Here is a 15,400-nt window from a genome sequence, read left to right as displayed (position 1 = left end):
TTTATCCAACGATAAACTGATCAGGCTGTGGTTGCCTGCTCAAACGTAAATGCTTTCAGTTTGGCCTCCGTCTGTGCATCAATGGCATGACCGTCAGCGTCCATCGCGCAGAGAAGCGCGCCGGAAACCGGATCGGATGTCAGTCTTACACAGGTTGCATGCGGTGCCCGGACCGCAACGATCCGCTCGATCGCATCCGTCAGGATCGAGCTGTTCGGCCTGTTCAGCACGCTGCCGATATAGACAATGTCAAAGGCTTCATCCGTCATGTCCAGCCGCCGGATCAGCGTACATACCGCATTGGCCAGCTCTTCGCCTTCATTCTCAAGAATTCGGGTGGCTACCTCGTCACCTGCTTCAGCTGCCTGGAACAGGGTCTTCACGAGGCTTGGCGGAACCTTCGTCTTGCCGTAGAGGACATCCTCATACATCGGTTCTACAGACGTATATCCCAATTGCTCCAGTACGAGCGATGTCAATAAGGTTGCCGGTCCCCGCTCATCCCAGGCCCGAATGACTGCCCGGAAAGCCAGCGTGGCAAATCCGGAACCGCCCGCGTAGCCGTCTCCATACAAGAAGCCAAAGCCTCCATACTGCAGCTCTTCTCCCGCACGATTTCGGGCCGCGCTGTTGAAGCCCGTACCGCAGATCAATGCTGCGCCATATGGACGGCTCGTTCCAGCCCTCATCCCGATCATGGTATCGCATGCGATATCATGCTTAGGATAACCGAGAGCCCCAATCATTGGACGCAGGATCTCATAATCGGCTTCCCGATCTGCTCCGGCCAAGCCGAAATAAGCATAACTGATATCTTTTTTGGCAGCTCCAGCCTCTTGAAGAGCCGCATTGCAGGCTTCCTCAATATTACGGGCAGCATGTTCACGGTGAATCTGGTGATTACCGTTCCCAGACGCTCCCTTGCCAAGAATGTTCCCTTGTTCATCGCAGATCACGGCGTGTGTCTTACTACCGCCGGCATCTACACCCAGATACAAACTCATGCATTTCACTCCTACCCGCCATCCAGCGGCGTCATGTGGTGGTATATATTTAAGATACCGCTTCCACTGGCATCCATCTACTGTTATACGATCAAGGAGTGATACTATCTTACTGTTTCTTGGTTTTTGAAGTGGAGGGGATTATAGGAGTGCCGGCATAAGCACGCTCCCGAATTTCGCTTGGCGATGCGCCGACATGCTGCTTGAACAGACGATTGAAATTAGACAGATTCCGAAACCCGCAGGATTCCGCAATCTCGATAATTTTCTGGTCCGTCGTCTCTAGCAAGTGCACGGCATGCGTCAAGCGCAGCTGAATCAGATAATGGTGCGGTGAAGTGCCGACCGCCTGCTGGAACAGAGCGCTGAACCGGGAAGGGCTCAGATGCGTTAAGTCCGACAGTTCCTGCAGCGTCCAGCTGTAGTCCAGCTGAAACTCCATCGTGCGAAGGACTTCTTTTAACGCATGCATTCCCCTGCCCTTGATCGGCCTGTTCGCTTGAGCCGGAATCGAGAGATGGCGGTTTGCCAAACTCAGGAAACGAATAAGATCCGAGCGGATCAGGCTCATATATGCTGTACCTCGGGCTTGATACTCCTCCATCATGCGCCCCAGCAGGTGAGCCAATTCATCGTGCACGGGGGACTGCCTCTCCATGTTTCCGAGCGAACGGAAGGGAGCCATCAGATCCGGATCGAACTTGAGGTCAATGGATAATAACGAAGGCTCGAACATAATGACATCCATCACCAGGTTCTCAGTCTCATACGCCCGGTGAAGATCATTGCTGTTGATGAAAATAATATCCCCCTGCTGAAACTGGAGTTTCATCCCGTTGATCAGAATAAATCCGGTCCCGCTCTGAATATAATTGAGCTCCAAAGCATGATGCCAATGCAGGCGCTGGGCTCCGGCAAATATGCCGTGCGTGGTCGACGCTGTAAAAGGAAAAGCAGCGTTCGTAAAATCTATAGCATCAGGAACGACACTCTGCGGACGATTCACTAAAAAAAGCACCTCCATGCCTTCAGACATCAACGTATCAACAATTTACCCTTATCGTAACATGAGTGCTTATTATACTTAAAACGTTTATCGACGTATTTCCTCAGAACACAGGCCGCACTCCACCCACCCGGATGTTCTCTTGCGAAAATAGGCAGGGTAAGTCACTTGAAGGGTATACTTCCTATTACTAAAAAAAGACCTGCCTCAGTATGCCTGAGACAGAGTCTTTATAGGAAGGTTCATTAAGATAATGCAAGCTCCACCGTCCAGCCGAACGGATCCTCAACCGTTCCGAGCTGAATGCCCGTGATGGCGTCATATACGCGTTTGGAGAGTTCGCCCGTTGCTCCCTCACCAATCTTCAATTGCTCATCCTGCCATTCCAGGGAGCCAATCGGTGAAATGACCGCTGCCGTGCCGGTGCCAAAAGCTTCGGTCAACAAGCCGCTGCGATGGGCCTCCACGATTTCATCAATGGAGATGGCCCGTTCTTCTACCGGGATGTTCCAATGCTGAAGCAGCTGGATGACGGAGTTCCGGGTAACTCCATCCAGGATGCTGCCATTCAGTGCTGGGGTAACGACCGTATCACCCAGCTTGAAGAACACGTTCATGCTGCCGACTTCCTCGATATATTTGCGATGTACGCCATCGAGCCACAGCACCTGCGAGTATCCCTTCAGCGTTGCTTCATCCTGTGCCTTCAAACCTGCCGCATAGTTGCCAGCTGTCTTGGCATTGCCAACGCCGCCGGCTACGGCACGCACGTATTTAGGCTCCACGTAAATGCTGACCGGATTGATGCCTTCCGCATAATACGAACCGACCACCGATAGGATAATCATGAACTTGTATTGCAGCGATGGCGCTACGCCAAGCACAGGCTCTGTGGCGATCACAAATGGACGGATATAGAGCGATGTGCCCGGCTCGGAAGGAATCCAGTCGCGATCCACGAGCACGAGCTGCTTGAGCGCTTCCATAACGAGCTCCTCGTCCAATGCCGGAATGCTCAGTCGCTGGTTGGACAGGTTAAGCCGCTGAATATTTTTGTTCGGGCGGAACATGAGTATTCGCTCATCTTCCGTCAAGTAAGCCTTCAAGCCTTCAAATACGGTCTGCCCATAGTGAAATACCTTGGCGGCAGGGTCCAGTTCAATCGGCTGATACGGAACGACGCGCGGATCGTGCCAGCCTTGACTTGCGTCATAATCGAGAATAAACATGTGGTCCGTAAATACCGTGCCGAAAGCCTGTTTATGGTGGCTCGGCTTTGTCTTCGGGGTCATCGTTAATTCCACGGGTATCGTGTAAGTCATGTGCACACATCTCCTTATTTTGCAAACGTTATTAGTTGAATCATATCAATGGATACCCTATATTAAAAGTATCTGATTTATAGGGATACCATACCTTAAAGGTATGGACAGGGGGTATGAACATGGATATTCGACAGCTGCGATATTTCCTGACGATTGCACAGGAAGGGCAGATCACGCGTGCAGCGAAACAGCTCAATATGGAGCAGCCTCCATTAAGCCGTCAGCTGAAACTGATGGAGGAAGAGCTCGGGGTTCTGCTGTTTGAACGCAGCGGCAAGCAGCTTCAGCTCACCCACGCAGGCGAGCTGCTTCAGAACAGAGCCGCTTCCCTGCTGAACCAGTTCAATGAAACGCTAACCGAGGTAAAGGAAATCCACGCGGGAATCCGCGGCATGCTCTCCATCGGTGCCGTCGTCTCCTGTATTTCGCTCCTGCCGCAGCGCATCCATATCTTTCGGCAGCAATATCCTGAGGTCACCTTCAAGATCCGGGAAGGCGATCACTCCCTGTTGGCGGATCAGCTCGACAAGCGCAATATCGAGCTTGCGGTGACCCGGCTCCCTTTCGAATCCAGCTTCGGGCCGGAGCGTTATGCCGTTCAGCCTTTGCCCTCCGACCCGTTCGTCGCGGTCCTTCCAAGCAGCTGGGAAAGTGTATCCTCCCATACGGAAATCTCGATGCGCGAGCTCGCGGAATATCCGTTCTTGTCCTTAAAAACCGATCAGACAATCGGCATGCACGAGCGGGTAATACAAGAATTTAAGCGCGGCGAGCTTGAACCGCGTGTCATATGCGAATGCTCCAGCGTTGCCATTATCGTTGCATTGGTAGCGGAAGGCATCGGCGCCACCATTTTACCCGAGTCAGTGATGTCCTCATTTACGATTCCCAACATTCGGACACTGTCCATTACGAGCGCTGATTTCCAGTCGGATGTGGGTATTGTCTGGCTCCGGGATCATGTACTATCCAATCGGGCTATGCATTTTTTAGCTACCTTTATAGAATAACATTTGTTGATGCCCTTCGTCTTCCCCGGCTTTGTCCAAGCCGTGCCGCTTTAGCGGATTCATTATTCCTTATTCATTGTTAACAAACTTGAAGTCGCTAATCGTCCCGCAGCGGCTAAACCCGATATGTTGATACAATCGATTGGAGACCGGGTTGGCCTGATCGGCATACAGCATGGGTACCAAACCGTCCTGCAGCAAGCGAAGTCCGAGGTCTGCAACCAGGGCGCCGGCGTAGCCTTTTTTCCGTTCAGCCCTCGGCGTGTATACAGCGTTGATGCGACCGTGCCGTGGTGACCGGTGTGCAACATTAGCCATCGAGACCGCTTTGCCGCCGGCTATCCATAAATATAACCCACCCTGCTGAAGGAGTCGCTGCGCCGTCTCGACCTGGCTTGCCGCATTCGCGCGGACCCCATAAGCATCCTCCGAGAATCCGACCAGAAACTGGGCCACCTGCTGCGTATCTTCAGCAGCGGCCTGTCTGATGGTGCCCTCGACGAAGTGAGGGGGCTTCACGGCAGGGGCATGATAAGACTCCATCGTCATATGATGACGGTAGGTCTCACGACGTTCCTCTGCGTAACAGCTTGCAAACTGCTCTGCCACATCCGGCTCCCCGGTCACCCCAGGCAGGGTCACCTCCTTAAGCTCGCTAACCAGCGCTTGGAGCAGGTGCTGCCGCCTATCTTCGGAAACCTTCCGGGAAATCCATAACCATGCATTCCCACGAGGAGACTGCGCAAAGATCATGCGTCCATCCGGCGATTTCAGCCCCAAGTTCTGCGGCGACCCGGCAAGGAGATGAATCAGATTGTATGACACCTCATCCTGAATAAAATCTTCCTGGTACAGCACCTCGTCCTGAGGCATCAACTTCGTTAACATGATTCAGCCTCCCTCTCTCTAACATGATCTTTCCCTGCCCGGACCAAGTGGTGGACCGATCGTACGGACCCGCCGTCTTCAGCGTTTCCGTCAGCCCAAAAAACACAAAAAAGCTCCGTCCCCTGTAGGGACGGAGCCTTGTCTCCGCGTTACCACCCTGATTCGCACCGGACAAGCCGATACGCACTCTCGTCATCATCCATCAATGATGCCCCATGATAACGGCAGGGAATACCCGGATACGCCTCAAGTTATAAACGATCGACGGATCTGCTCCGAGGTGATGGCCATGCATCGCCGCTGACTGCTTCGCACCACCCAGCAGTTCTCTGGCTCAGCTTCCTTTGCGACTCTGGCGTCCTCATCCTAGCATGTTTGAAAAATTTAACTCAGTTTACTCCCGGCGGCATCCAGCTGTCAAGCCCGATTTCACCTATGAAGAAATGCTGGAGACTCCATCTCATTTGTTATTAAAACGGAAGACCAGCATATCCCCCTTCTCCGGATGGACGCCATCATGCTCCGTATATCGTCCGCCCGTGTACGTGTTCAACGTTTTTCGCCAAAAAATCTGGGTACTCATATTGCGCTCGGTCGGATTCGTTTGCAGCTCCCATGCACCTTGGAAATGATCGAACACAAGCTCAGCCGCTCGTTGGGCTACACCTTGTCTTCGAAAAGTCCGAAGCACAAAAAAATCATTCAAGTAGTACTGGATATTCGGCGATGGAATGTATGGCGTGGTCGCCACCAGGGCCAGCCCTGCCGCAATACCATCTACGGAGATCAGATAAGGAAAAAGAACCGATGGCTGCTCCCACCACACATCGAGCTGCTTGCTCTGCTCGCTTAAGGTCGGCACATCCTCTTTTTCAAATACACCGAACCGGTTAGGACGGACCCCCCATATCTCAGCAATGTCATGCAAGTACAGCGGATATATGTTATGCAGAATAAATGACTGTTCCTTCGGGCATAAACGTACCTCAATATTCACGGTCAATCCCCTCCCTAATGAATGATGTATGTAAGTTTAGTATGTCTAGGATAACATATTTACCCTACCAAGAGGTTTACAGGTATGTAAATTGCGTTACGAATGTAATAAAAATCCGTTAACCCTACTCCTTATTTCACCATGATTTTATTATATGTCCTACAGCTCATCCAAAATAATGTTGAATTCTGTTAATTTATATCATGCAAAGAGCCAACCGAATGTATACATCGGTTGGCTCTTTGTTTTCTCAGCACTGTATTCAGTGCCTTTGCAGTCTTATTAAACGGGGATAACCCCCCCTTGGCGCATCCTCCTGCGAGGCTTACTCTGTCAAACCCAAGGCATTCCGCGCCATCGTCATATACTCTTCCTGACCTGTCAGGAGAGCGAACTGGGCGATCAGCACGGGATACGCGGCATGCTGTTCGACAATATGATCGAACATGCGCGGCCATACCTTCCCTCCGGCTTGTTCATACCGGTCCAACAGGACACGGAGATTATGCTCGCCATAAATAGCGTAGTATAACACGAAGTCTTTGGCGGGACTTGCTACCTCGGACTCCGTCCAATCCAAAAGTCCGGTCACCTGCACGCGCTCATCAATCAGGATATGCGGGGGATGAAGATCGCCATGGATGAGGGCAGAATGCGTCGGCCAGTAGGAATCCTCCTCCAGCCATTTTTGCCATCTCTCCCACAGCGCATCGGAAACGCCCAGACGGCTCTTGATGTCTTCCATATTTCGCGCCGTCTCATCACGAACCTCTTGGGGACTCTTTACCCGCAGACCTGCTGCTCGGGCTGCGTCATGATCGACGCCATGCAAGGCAACCAGCGCTTCAGCCAGTGAGCGGATAAACCCGTCGCCCGGATTCTCATGATCCATATTCCATGCATATCCTTCCATGCTGACGGAAGCGGCAGGCTGCCCGCTAAGCAGCGGATAGGCGATGAGCTCCGGCGTGTAAATCCACCAATCCGGTACATCAACCGAAAGATGGGATTGAATCAGCTTCAGGACCCGAGCTTCGTTATCTGCTCTGTCCAGCACATCCGGTCGTCTCGGTTTCCGCAGAATCCACCGTGCTCCAGTCCCTGCCTCCTCTGCGAATCCAACAAGGAAATCCATGCCGGATTCATTCATCTCTATTCCCTCCGGAATCAAATTCACCCCGTGTTTTCCGGCAATCTCCAGCATCTCTTGGATCACTTGTGTATAATCATCATTTGGTTTTGCTATTGTCATAAGGAATCAATCCCCTTCCATTTTACATTGCATCATGGCCGTCATTACAACAAAAAAGCACAGGCAACGAGCTGCCTGTGCTGGGTAACCGGAACGGGTCTAAGCTGTCCACCGTTCCTGAAATGCCTACTCGAAATACACATTCAAATAAAACAGGAAGGTGAGAACACCGTTATCCCGCAAATGAAAAAAAGTGTATTTTTATAGACATATCATAAAAATGGGTTACGTAAAAAAGACGGACCCATCCCGATTACCCTGCATCTGCGCAGGTCTCTTTAGCGCTATATCATTAGCCGCGAAAAGATCTCAATCGGGAATAATCCAACATACGTAACCCTCCGTTCGTTTATAAGTTGTGTATAACTTTACCAAAACCATTCGTAGTTTGCAAGGCCTATTTAGGCAATGTTTCCCATTTCATTGGAATAATATTCCATAAGTTTAGATCAGCACAGAAATGACCAAGTCACTCCGCACGTGCCTGTTCTCATCTTCCGGCTCTTTACGCTTCCTGCAAATGCTCTTTGCAAAACGTCAAGAGTTCTTCCTCTTCCTCGGGCTCCATATCGAAGTCCAGGTACTGGTCCGTTGTCCGCTCATAGAAGTCGTATTTTACAATGCGCGAAGACTCTTCGTCATCCAGATAAATCACTCTCAGATAGACGCCATGCTCCGAATAGAGCTCGTCGTCCTCCGGCACGTCCAAATCGCATACAAACTCAAAGCGTTTGCCTGCCAGGATTCCAAATGGATCCTTCACCAGCTCAACGCTATATTCTTTGATTGTCAGCATATTCCCATCCTTTCTATCACTCTGATATCTCCCGTATGCCTATCGAGCTTGTAATTATTTATCGTCCTCTTGACCGGTCCGTTCTTTCCCCTTCGCGGTTGCTGCGAACGATCTGGTCATGGACTTGATCAACTCCACTTTGCGGTAACGCAAGGCGGACCAATCCTCATCGATAGCGATTTGCCGGACGGGCTCATAGCCTTCGTCAGCAAGAATGCCCGTAATGCTCTCCCGGCTGCAATCGGAGTTCTTGTAGGTTTTGGACGATTTCTTGGGGTAACACAGCCACAGCAGGCCGTTGTCAGACACAGAGCTGGCCGCGATCTTGGCTAAGCGCTGCAATTCCTCATTGCTTGTCCCGAAGGCTTGCACAAAATCGTAAGGCACTTGCTTAGGCTCCGTATGAACTTCCCCTTGCAGGGAATTGATGACCTCTTGATAGGCCTGTGGTGCGTTTAGCATCAGAACCGGTTGGCCGAGGTCCTTGAATTGCAGCTTTTTGACGGTTGGATGTGTCTCCAGCATGTTAAAGCATCCTTCCTCTCGATTCAATTTTTATATAACGCTTCGGATTTTATTAAGAAGAGCATACCCATATGAATGGGTACGCCCTTACAGCTGGTCAATCCACACGGCGGATAAATCCCCTTGGAATTGCGCGTTATTCTTGTTACTGCGCTTTCTTGATCTGCTTGCTTCGCAGCTGCCCGCAGGCTGCATCGATGTCGGTTCCATGCTCCAGACGAACGCTGCAGCTGATGCCTTGTTTTTTCAAAGTATCGTAAAAAGAGGTAATCGATTCTTTTGTGCTGCGCTGATATTGGCTGTGCTCATCCACCGGGTTGTACGGAATGAGGTTCACATTTGCCAGATTGCGTCGCTCGCCAATAAGCTCTGCCAGCTCAAGCGCATGCTCCCGCTGATCGTTCACATCCTTCAGCAGAATGTACTCCAGCGTGATACGGCGATTCGTTTTTTCCAGATAATAATCAATCGCCGCCATCAGCTTCTCGATCGGAATCGCTTTGTTAATCTTCATAATGCGGGTTCGAATCTCATCATTCGGCGCATGCAAGGAGATGGCAAGATTCACGCCCAGATCGCTGTCCGCGAACTCGACGATTTTGTTAGCCAGCCCGCTGGTCGATACCGTAATATGACGGGGACCGATGGCAAGCCCCTTATGATCCTTGATCACGCGAATGAAATCCGACATGTTCTCATAATTATCAAACGGCTCCCCGATCCCCATCACCACGAGATGGCTGACCCGCTCGCTGTTGCCTTGTTGATCCAAGTGAAGCTGTACCTGCATGACCTGCTCCACAATTTCCGCTGCGGACAAATCCCGGCTCTTCTTCAGCAAACCGCTGGCGCAGAAGCTGCAGCCAATGTTGCAGCCGACCTGGGTAGTCACACAGACCGACAAACCGAATTTATGCCGCATTAATACAGTCTCAATCAGATTTCCGTCCACCAGCTTGAACAGGAACTTAACCGTTCCGTCCAGAGACTCCTGCTTGGTGTGCTCCTCCAAGGTCAGAATCGTATAATGCTCCGCGAGCAGCTGCAAGCATTCCGGATGCACATCCGTCATATCGGAAAAAGCGGTGACCCGCTTCCGATACAGCCACTCCCATACCTGTGTTGCCCGAAACTTTTTATGTCCACGCTCGCCTAGCCAAGCCGTCAACTGATCTAATGTTAATCCATAAATGGATGGTTTGTTCATTGATTGGTCCTCTTTCTATTCATAGTCCACTCCTTATTGTCCCAAAATTCCGAAGTGAACACAAGGGGAGTTATAGGCAATTCACGCTTCTTATACGTAAATCAGGATTGACACATCCAATAAATACCTTTATCAAGTGGACCCGAGCTATACGCCCCCAAAGGCGGAGCTGCTGCTGCGACTGCTTAGGAACGGATAAGGATAATAACGCAAACCAAACACACCTCCCATGAAACATCCGGATCTTTTCCGTACATTTCATAAGAGGTGTGTTTTTGACTATTGTCGTATATCAGAGGGACGTCTCGGGTTCATGCTTCTCCTGTTCCCGTATCTGCGAGCCGTCGCTTAGCGTAATCCAAGTGTCGAACTGCCGCTGTCCTTCATGCAGGCGAATAACCCTCGCACCACGGAGCATGCCTTCCCGGCCATACGTACCATAACCGGTTGCTCTGCCGTAACAAAGACGGATGCCGTGCAGCTCCCCCCAGTAATCATTGATATGATCATGTCCGGCGAACGTGCCCATCACATCGCCCCGCTCCAGCATGGCCGCGAACAGACCGGTATTCACCTCTGGACAGCATACCCTTTCAAACTTGCTGCCATAACACGGCTTCCGCTCCCACACCTCACGATACTCCGGCAGAGGGATATGAAAAAAAGCCAATGACGGCAGCGGATTCCCTTGACGCTTGGCGCTGTAAGCCAAGGACGCCATCTCATACCAGCGGATCTGATCGCGCCGAATCCAATCGTACCCCGAAACAGCAGGATGTTCGGACTCTCTCCCAGAATCGAAGAAGTACAAAACGGCCGCTGTCTCTTCCCCATTGCTGCCGTATAAAGGAAGCGTATAATTCCCCACGCCATGAATTTTCGGCGAGCCGTGCTCTGCACAGTTGTAGGTGTGCTGCATGGCTGCATCCATAAGCTCTTCACGTGTGACATCTCCTTCCGTATCGTGATTCCCGAATACGAAGGCCCAGCGAATTCCACGTAACTCCACCGTCTTTACAACATCCTTGAAGGCCTGCACTGGATCCTGGCACTTTTTCCAGCCGGGATCGGCTTCACCCGAATAAATGAGATCGCCCGTAAATACCACCAGATCCGGCTGCTCCAGGTCCAGTACCGTTTCCATGCAGCGTCGGCTCATCTGATCCTCCGGCTCCCCATTCTTCCAATGAATATCTGTGAATTGCACAATCTTGAAGGTATGATCGTCTCCGAATCGAAGAGTTGGCTTCAACATAACCGTCTCCTTTACATGGGCATGTGGTTTTTTAATGAATTTTTGTGGTTTTATGTGTATATTAGTGGAGGAAACGACGAAAAGTCAATGATTTTTCATTGACAACACCGTTTAAACAGCCTAATATAAGATCAAATCCACATCTTCGGTCAACATCAGTCATACACAATATTGAGGTGAATGAATTTATGTCTGTAACCTATGAGGAACGCAGGGGGAAGATCTTAAATCAATTGGAGCTTGAGGGCAAGGTGAGAGTTCACGCCCTTGCAGAGCAGCTGGAGGTATCCGCGGAAACGATCCGCCGGGATTTGGACCGGTTAGAGAAAGAAGGCCAGCTGCGCAAAGTTTACGGCGGCGCCGTCAAATCACGTTCCGGGCAGATTGAGCCGTCCTTCACCAGCCGTTCCCAGACATGCGCAGAGGAAAAGGCTGCGATCGGTAAACTCGCCGCCTCCCTAGTTAAGGATGGGGAGACCATTCTGCTGGATAACGGAACAACCACGATCGAAGTCATGCGTTATCTTAAAGACAGGTCTGATGTCACGGTCATCACCCATTCGCTGCCTGTCCTGAATCTGGCGATGGAGATTTTTCAGGGAAAGATTATTTATATCGGCGGGGATATGAACCGGACCAAGCAGGCGGCAACAGGTCCTCTGACCGAAATGCTGCTGGAACAGTTCAAGGTGAATAAAGCGTTCATCTCGGTCGGTGGTATTTCTTTAACCGATGGCATTACCGATTATGATCTGGATGAAGCCTACATATCGCGAAAAATGCTGGAGCGTTCGGAGGAAGGCATCGTTCTTGCCGATCACACCAAGCTCGGGGTAACCACGTTCTCGAAGCTCGCCAAACTGGAGGACATCTCCATGGTTATCACGGATCCGGGCTGTTCGCAGGAATGGGTGGATAATCTGTCCGCCCGCAGCATTGAAGTCCTTATCGGACATTTCTGATGGAGCTGCTATCCCTGCTGTTGGTGCTGTCTTCCGGTCTTACCCATGCCCTTTGGAATCTGTTCACGAAGCGAAGCATTCATAAATCGGTGTTTCTGTGGTGCATCCATTCGGTCACCTTAATCCTCCTGATGCCTTCTTTTCTCATGGAGATGTCAGGGCTGAAGCTGGAACCGCACATTTACGGACTTATGCTTCTGTCCATGACCATTCAGGGCTTCTATATTACGCTGCTCTCCAAAGCCTATACCCATGGCGATATGTCCCAGGTATACCCGTTTATGCGAGGGCTTGGGGCCATGCTGACTTCGCTGTGCAGCCTCGTGTTGTTCCATGAGCATCTAAGTGCGGCGGGTTATATGGGCCTAAGCATCATTATCTTTTCGTTGTTTGCTTTGTCAGGTTTAAGATTCAGAGGTCCTTCCAGCCTGAACCCCAAGGCCTTAATCTATGCTTGCCTGGTCGGGCTCTGCATTTCCGGTTATACCCTGACCGATAAGGCGGTTCTGGATGCGGGGGTCTCCCCGATCGCGCTAATCCAGTTATCCAATATCAGTTATTTCGTCGCTCTCATCGTTCCCGTGATAATGTCCAGAGGGCTGAAACAGGAATGGTCGTTGAACTGGCGCACAATTCTGCTGGGCTCGATCCTGGCACCGGGTTCTTACTTGTTATTCCTGTTCGCCATGCGGCTTACGCCGCTTGCGCACATCGCACCGGTCCGTGAAATCAGCACGGTATTCGGCACTCTGCTCGGCATCATCGTTCTGCGTGAGCAGCAAGGCTGGCGGCGAATCATTACGTCCGTACTCATCACGCTGGGTATCATCACCATTGCCTCATGGGGGTAGCAACCGCCATTGCTGCAAGCAATCCTGTACACATTTTGCATAATGTCTTATTCAGCTTCTATGCTTAAAGTTCAAATTGTTCTTACCGAGGAGGATCTATCGATGGCTAAACGTGTCATTATTCTTGGAATTGATGGGGCAGGCAGGTTCGTTCAAGAAGCGGATGCACCGCATCTTCACGCCCTGCTGCAAGCAGGAGCCTACTCGTACGATGCGCAGACCGTATTTCCCAGCATCAGTGCTGAATGTTGGGGCTCGTTGTTATATGGCGTAAGCCCGGACCAACACGGTCTTGATAATGACCGGGCGATCCACGGGCAAATTCCGGAGAGCTTTCCCTATGCATCACTATTCAAGCTGGCCCGCCAGCAATGGCCGGATGCTCCTCTGTCCGCGTTCAGCTGCTGGGAACCGATCAACACAGGAATCATTGAGAATACCATTAATGTTCATATGGAATCCAAACCGGACCCCGAGCTGACGGAAGCCATCGTCGATTATATTCATGAGCAGCCCGATTTCAAACTGATGTTCATTCAGTTGGATCACCCCGACGGCGCGGGCCACAAGTACGGATTCGGTACCGATAAGCAGCTGTTACAGATTGCCGTTACGGATAAGTACGTAGGCATGATAATCAAGGCACTGGATGATCAGCAGCTGCTGGAAGACACTTGGATCATCACGGTTACGGACCATGGCGGCGGAGGCGCTCATCCTAATGACCATGGCAGTGACCACCCGATGGATATGACCATCACCTGGGGGATTACGGGTCCGGGCGTAAAACCCGGCCTTCTCGACGCTCCGATCAGCATCATGGACACGGCCGCCGTCATCGGTCATGTGCTGGGGCTGCACACACCGGATTGCTGGGAAGGCAAGGTGCCTGAAGGAATATTCTAATCCAGAAATTCGTATTATGGCGGAAGCCCGTCCTAATTAATGATCATTTATCCATATATAAAAAGCCGGCGATTACACGCCGGCTTCTTTCGTAATGAGGATCTCTTCTGTTGTCTTCACGTCCGCAAACCATCTCAGGGTAGCGTTCACATGATCTATGATCTGCTGAGCGGTTAACACCGAATTGTTCCAGGTGCTGTGTGCATCGGATACCAGTGTGACATCATAGCCCAGACTGGACGCTCTCCTGCACGTGGTGTCTACGCATAACTCACTCTGCATACCTGCAAGAATCACATGTTCTATGCCTTGCCGCTTCAGTTCCTCTTCAAGTGAGGTGTTATAGAATGAATCCGGTCGGGTCTTCTGAATGATGGTATCCGACATCGCAGGCGCGATCTCGGGGTTAATCTTCCACGCCTCCGACCCTGCCCTCAAACCCTCGTCATTATGTTGTATGTAGAGGATAGGAATGCCGCCGTTTCTGGCTTTTGCGATCAGCTGCTTGAGATTGTGGAGCAATCGATCCCCTTCAAACACCGGATCATTCACTTGAAACATCTCATTCTGTACATCAATGACCAAAAGCGCACTCTTTTTCACTACAACACCCTCCTGTGCGATTCATGTACTCATCGATTTCATTATAGAACGAACGTTCCTATGATGTATATGAAAATTTAGATCTCTCATTAAAAAATGAACTCATTTCGCACAAAAAAAGGAATTCCTCTCTCACTTAGGACTCCCCTGCGTCTTTTTTAGCTCCCTTCGTAAAGCTGATAACAAGCAGCCAAGGCAACCTTCAGCTACTCCTCCTCGACGATAACGCTCGGGTGTGCCGACTTTTTCTGTACATTATGCTGATGAAGCTTCCTCATCGTCTTGTAAAGCTGCTGTAACTCCTGTTCATCCAGAACGTCGAACATAGAGGTTTGGAAATCCGACAGCAGCGGAATAATTTCTTCCAGCAGGGCCTGTCCCTTATCCGTTAGCGAGATATACTTTATCTTCCAGTCCTGCTTGCGGACAATCAGATCCAGCTTCTCCAGCCGCTTTACCATATGGGAGACACCACCGCCGCTAATGGAAAGATATTCGGCCAGCTCCTGCTGTGATAAAGGTTGGTGCGCGAAGACCTGGATCAAGACGTCGAATTGGGCAACCGTAATGCAGAACGGCTGTAAGAACTCATTCGAGAGGTGATTGCCGATCTGTTGAAAACGGGTGATCCGAATCCAGGACAGCATAGCTAATCGGTTCTCCTGATGAAATCCCAATTGTTTCATTGACTCCATTCACCTCCCTACCCTAATCACAGTCAATTTATCACTCAAGTGACAAACTGTCAAATCAACGCCCGCAGGAAAGCGATAACCAGCCCTGAATATTTGATATATCAATTAATGCCTTTAT

At 50.8% G+C, this 15,400-nt stretch carries 16 protein-coding genes; 4 read left to right on the top strand and 12 right to left on the bottom strand.

Going from position 1 to position 15,400, the window contains the following annotated elements; translation table 11 throughout:
- Positions 1-20: 20 nt before the first annotated feature.
- The 3 genes from M4D81_RS04695 to M4D81_RS04685 form a co-directional block, all read right to left on the bottom strand.
- Positions 21-1,004 carry an N-acetylglucosamine kinase gene (locus M4D81_RS04695; protein WP_260064712.1) on the bottom strand — a complete coding sequence of 328 codons (984 nt, stop codon included), beginning with the start codon at positions 1,002-1,004 and terminating at the stop codon, positions 21-23.
- Between the two features lie 109 nt (positions 1,005-1,113).
- Entirely contained in the window at positions 1,114-2,010 is an 897-nt protein-coding gene (locus tag M4D81_RS04690) for a helix-turn-helix domain-containing protein (RefSeq protein WP_260064710.1), read from the bottom strand.
- A gap of 245 nt (positions 2,011-2,255) precedes the next feature.
- On the bottom strand, positions 2,256-3,332 hold the full coding sequence (locus M4D81_RS04685; protein ID WP_260064708.1) for a branched-chain amino acid aminotransferase: 1,077 nt from the start codon (positions 3,330-3,332) through the stop codon (positions 2,256-2,258).
- 122 nt (positions 3,333-3,454) lie between these two features.
- On the opposite strand from M4D81_RS04685, the gene M4D81_RS04680 reads away from it, so the two are divergent.
- Positions 3,455-4,345: a LysR family transcriptional regulator gene (locus tag M4D81_RS04680; protein ID WP_260064707.1), complete on the top strand. Its 891-nt coding sequence runs from the start codon at positions 3,455-3,457 to the stop codon at positions 4,343-4,345.
- Between the two features lie 69 nt (positions 4,346-4,414).
- On the opposite strand, the gene M4D81_RS04675 is transcribed toward M4D81_RS04680, so the two are convergent.
- From M4D81_RS04675 to M4D81_RS04645, 7 genes are all read right to left on the bottom strand, one after another.
- The gene (locus M4D81_RS04675) at positions 4,415-5,233 is read right to left on the bottom strand and encodes a GNAT family N-acetyltransferase (RefSeq protein ID WP_260064706.1); all 819 of its coding nucleotides are present in this window, start codon (positions 5,231-5,233) and stop codon (positions 4,415-4,417) included.
- A 460-nt stretch (positions 5,234-5,693) separates the two neighbouring features.
- A complete protein-coding gene (locus tag M4D81_RS04670) occupies positions 5,694-6,230 on the bottom strand; it encodes a GNAT family N-acetyltransferase (RefSeq protein WP_071218703.1) in 537 nt (178 codons plus the stop codon).
- 325 nt (positions 6,231-6,555) lie between these two features.
- Complete coding sequence (gene mphI / locus M4D81_RS04665; protein WP_260064704.1) at positions 6,556-7,482, bottom strand: macrolide 2'-phosphotransferase MphI; 927 nt, start codon at positions 7,480-7,482, stop codon at positions 6,556-6,558.
- A 505-nt stretch (positions 7,483-7,987) separates the two neighbouring features.
- Positions 7,988-8,278 (bottom strand): DUF6509 family protein, encoded by a 291-nt coding sequence (locus tag M4D81_RS04660; protein ID WP_220687194.1) that lies wholly within the window; start codon positions 8,276-8,278, stop codon positions 7,988-7,990.
- A 54-nt stretch (positions 8,279-8,332) separates the two neighbouring features.
- Positions 8,333-8,803 carry a DUF3052 domain-containing protein gene (locus tag M4D81_RS04655; protein WP_260064701.1) on the bottom strand — a complete coding sequence of 157 codons (471 nt, stop codon included), beginning with the start codon at positions 8,801-8,803 and terminating at the stop codon, positions 8,333-8,335.
- 145 nt (positions 8,804-8,948) lie between these two features.
- Positions 8,949-10,010 (bottom strand): dual-specificity RNA methyltransferase RlmN, encoded by a 1,062-nt coding sequence (gene rlmN, locus M4D81_RS04650; protein WP_216533597.1) that lies wholly within the window; start codon positions 10,008-10,010, stop codon positions 8,949-8,951.
- Positions 10,011-10,302: 292 nt separating this feature from the next.
- Positions 10,303-11,262: a metallophosphoesterase family protein gene (locus tag M4D81_RS04645; RefSeq protein ID WP_260065090.1), complete on the bottom strand. Its 960-nt coding sequence runs from the start codon at positions 11,260-11,262 to the stop codon at positions 10,303-10,305.
- A 191-nt stretch (positions 11,263-11,453) separates the two neighbouring features.
- Between M4D81_RS04645 and M4D81_RS04640 the strand changes: the two genes are divergently transcribed.
- The 3 genes from M4D81_RS04640 (at position 11,454) to M4D81_RS04630 (ending at position 13,984) form a co-directional block, all read left to right on the top strand.
- The gene (locus M4D81_RS04640; RefSeq protein WP_071218696.1) at positions 11,454-12,227 is read left to right on the top strand and encodes a DeoR/GlpR family DNA-binding transcription regulator; all 774 of its coding nucleotides are present in this window, start codon (positions 11,454-11,456) and stop codon (positions 12,225-12,227) included.
- Positions 12,227-13,078, top strand: a complete 852-nt coding sequence (locus M4D81_RS04635) for a DMT family transporter (RefSeq protein WP_071218695.1) — start codon at positions 12,227-12,229, stop codon at positions 13,076-13,078. Before M4D81_RS04640 ends, M4D81_RS04635 begins: the two co-directional genes overlap by 1 nt.
- A gap of 102 nt (positions 13,079-13,180) precedes the next feature.
- A complete protein-coding gene (locus M4D81_RS04630; RefSeq protein ID WP_071218694.1) occupies positions 13,181-13,984 on the top strand; it encodes an alkaline phosphatase family protein in 804 nt (267 codons plus the stop codon).
- 72 nt (positions 13,985-14,056) lie between these two features.
- On the opposite strand, the gene M4D81_RS04625 is transcribed toward M4D81_RS04630, so the two are convergent.
- A complete protein-coding gene (locus tag M4D81_RS04625; protein WP_260064699.1) occupies positions 14,057-14,587 on the bottom strand; it encodes a cysteine hydrolase family protein in 531 nt (176 codons plus the stop codon).
- 206 nt (positions 14,588-14,793) lie between these two features.
- The gene (locus M4D81_RS04620; RefSeq protein ID WP_071220505.1) at positions 14,794-15,273 is read right to left on the bottom strand and encodes a MarR family winged helix-turn-helix transcriptional regulator; all 480 of its coding nucleotides are present in this window, start codon (positions 15,271-15,273) and stop codon (positions 14,794-14,796) included.
- Positions 15,274-15,400 lie beyond the last annotated feature (127 nt).

The organism is Paenibacillus sp. p3-SID867, assembly GCF_025142895.1.
Taxonomy (GTDB): Bacteria; Bacillota; Bacilli; order Paenibacillales; family Paenibacillaceae; genus Paenibacillus_AQ.
Note: the sequence above shows the minus strand (reverse complement) of the source record. Positions and strands in the feature narration are given on the sequence as shown.

Bases quoted from the DNA above. Each gene is read 5' to 3' on its own strand.
- M4D81_RS04635 (WP_071218695.1), top strand. From the start codon at position 12,227: ATGGAGCTGCTATCCCTGCTGTTGGTGCTGTCTTCCGGTCTTACCCAT.
- rlmN (WP_216533597.1), bottom strand. From the start codon at position 10,010: ATGAACAAACCATCCATTTATGGATTAACATTAGATCAGTTGACGGCT.
- mphI (WP_260064704.1), bottom strand. From the start codon at position 7,482: ATGACAATAGCAAAACCAAATGATGATTATACACAAGTGATCCAAGAG.
- M4D81_RS04630 (WP_071218694.1), top strand. From the start codon at position 13,181: ATGGCTAAACGTGTCATTATTCTTGGAATTGATGGGGCAGGCAGGTTC.
- M4D81_RS04620 (WP_071220505.1), bottom strand. From the start codon at position 15,273: ATGAAACAATTGGGATTTCATCAGGAGAACCGATTAGCTATGCTGTCC.
- M4D81_RS04685 (WP_260064708.1), bottom strand. From the start codon at position 3,332: ATGACTTACACGATACCCGTGGAATTAACGATGACCCCGAAGACAAAG.
- M4D81_RS04660 (WP_220687194.1), bottom strand. From the start codon at position 8,278: ATGCTGACAATCAAAGAATATAGCGTTGAGCTGGTGAAGGATCCATTT.
- M4D81_RS04675 (WP_260064706.1), bottom strand. From the start codon at position 5,233: ATGTTAACGAAGTTGATGCCTCAGGACGAGGTGCTGTACCAGGAAGAT.
- M4D81_RS04655 (WP_260064701.1), bottom strand. From the start codon at position 8,803: ATGCTGGAGACACATCCAACCGTCAAAAAGCTGCAATTCAAGGACCTC.
- M4D81_RS04680 (WP_260064707.1), top strand. From the start codon at position 3,455: ATGGATATTCGACAGCTGCGATATTTCCTGACGATTGCACAGGAAGGG.
- M4D81_RS04695 (WP_260064712.1), bottom strand. From the start codon at position 1,004: ATGAGTTTGTATCTGGGTGTAGATGCCGGCGGTAGTAAGACACACGCC.
- M4D81_RS04640 (WP_071218696.1), top strand. From the start codon at position 11,454: ATGTCTGTAACCTATGAGGAACGCAGGGGGAAGATCTTAAATCAATTG.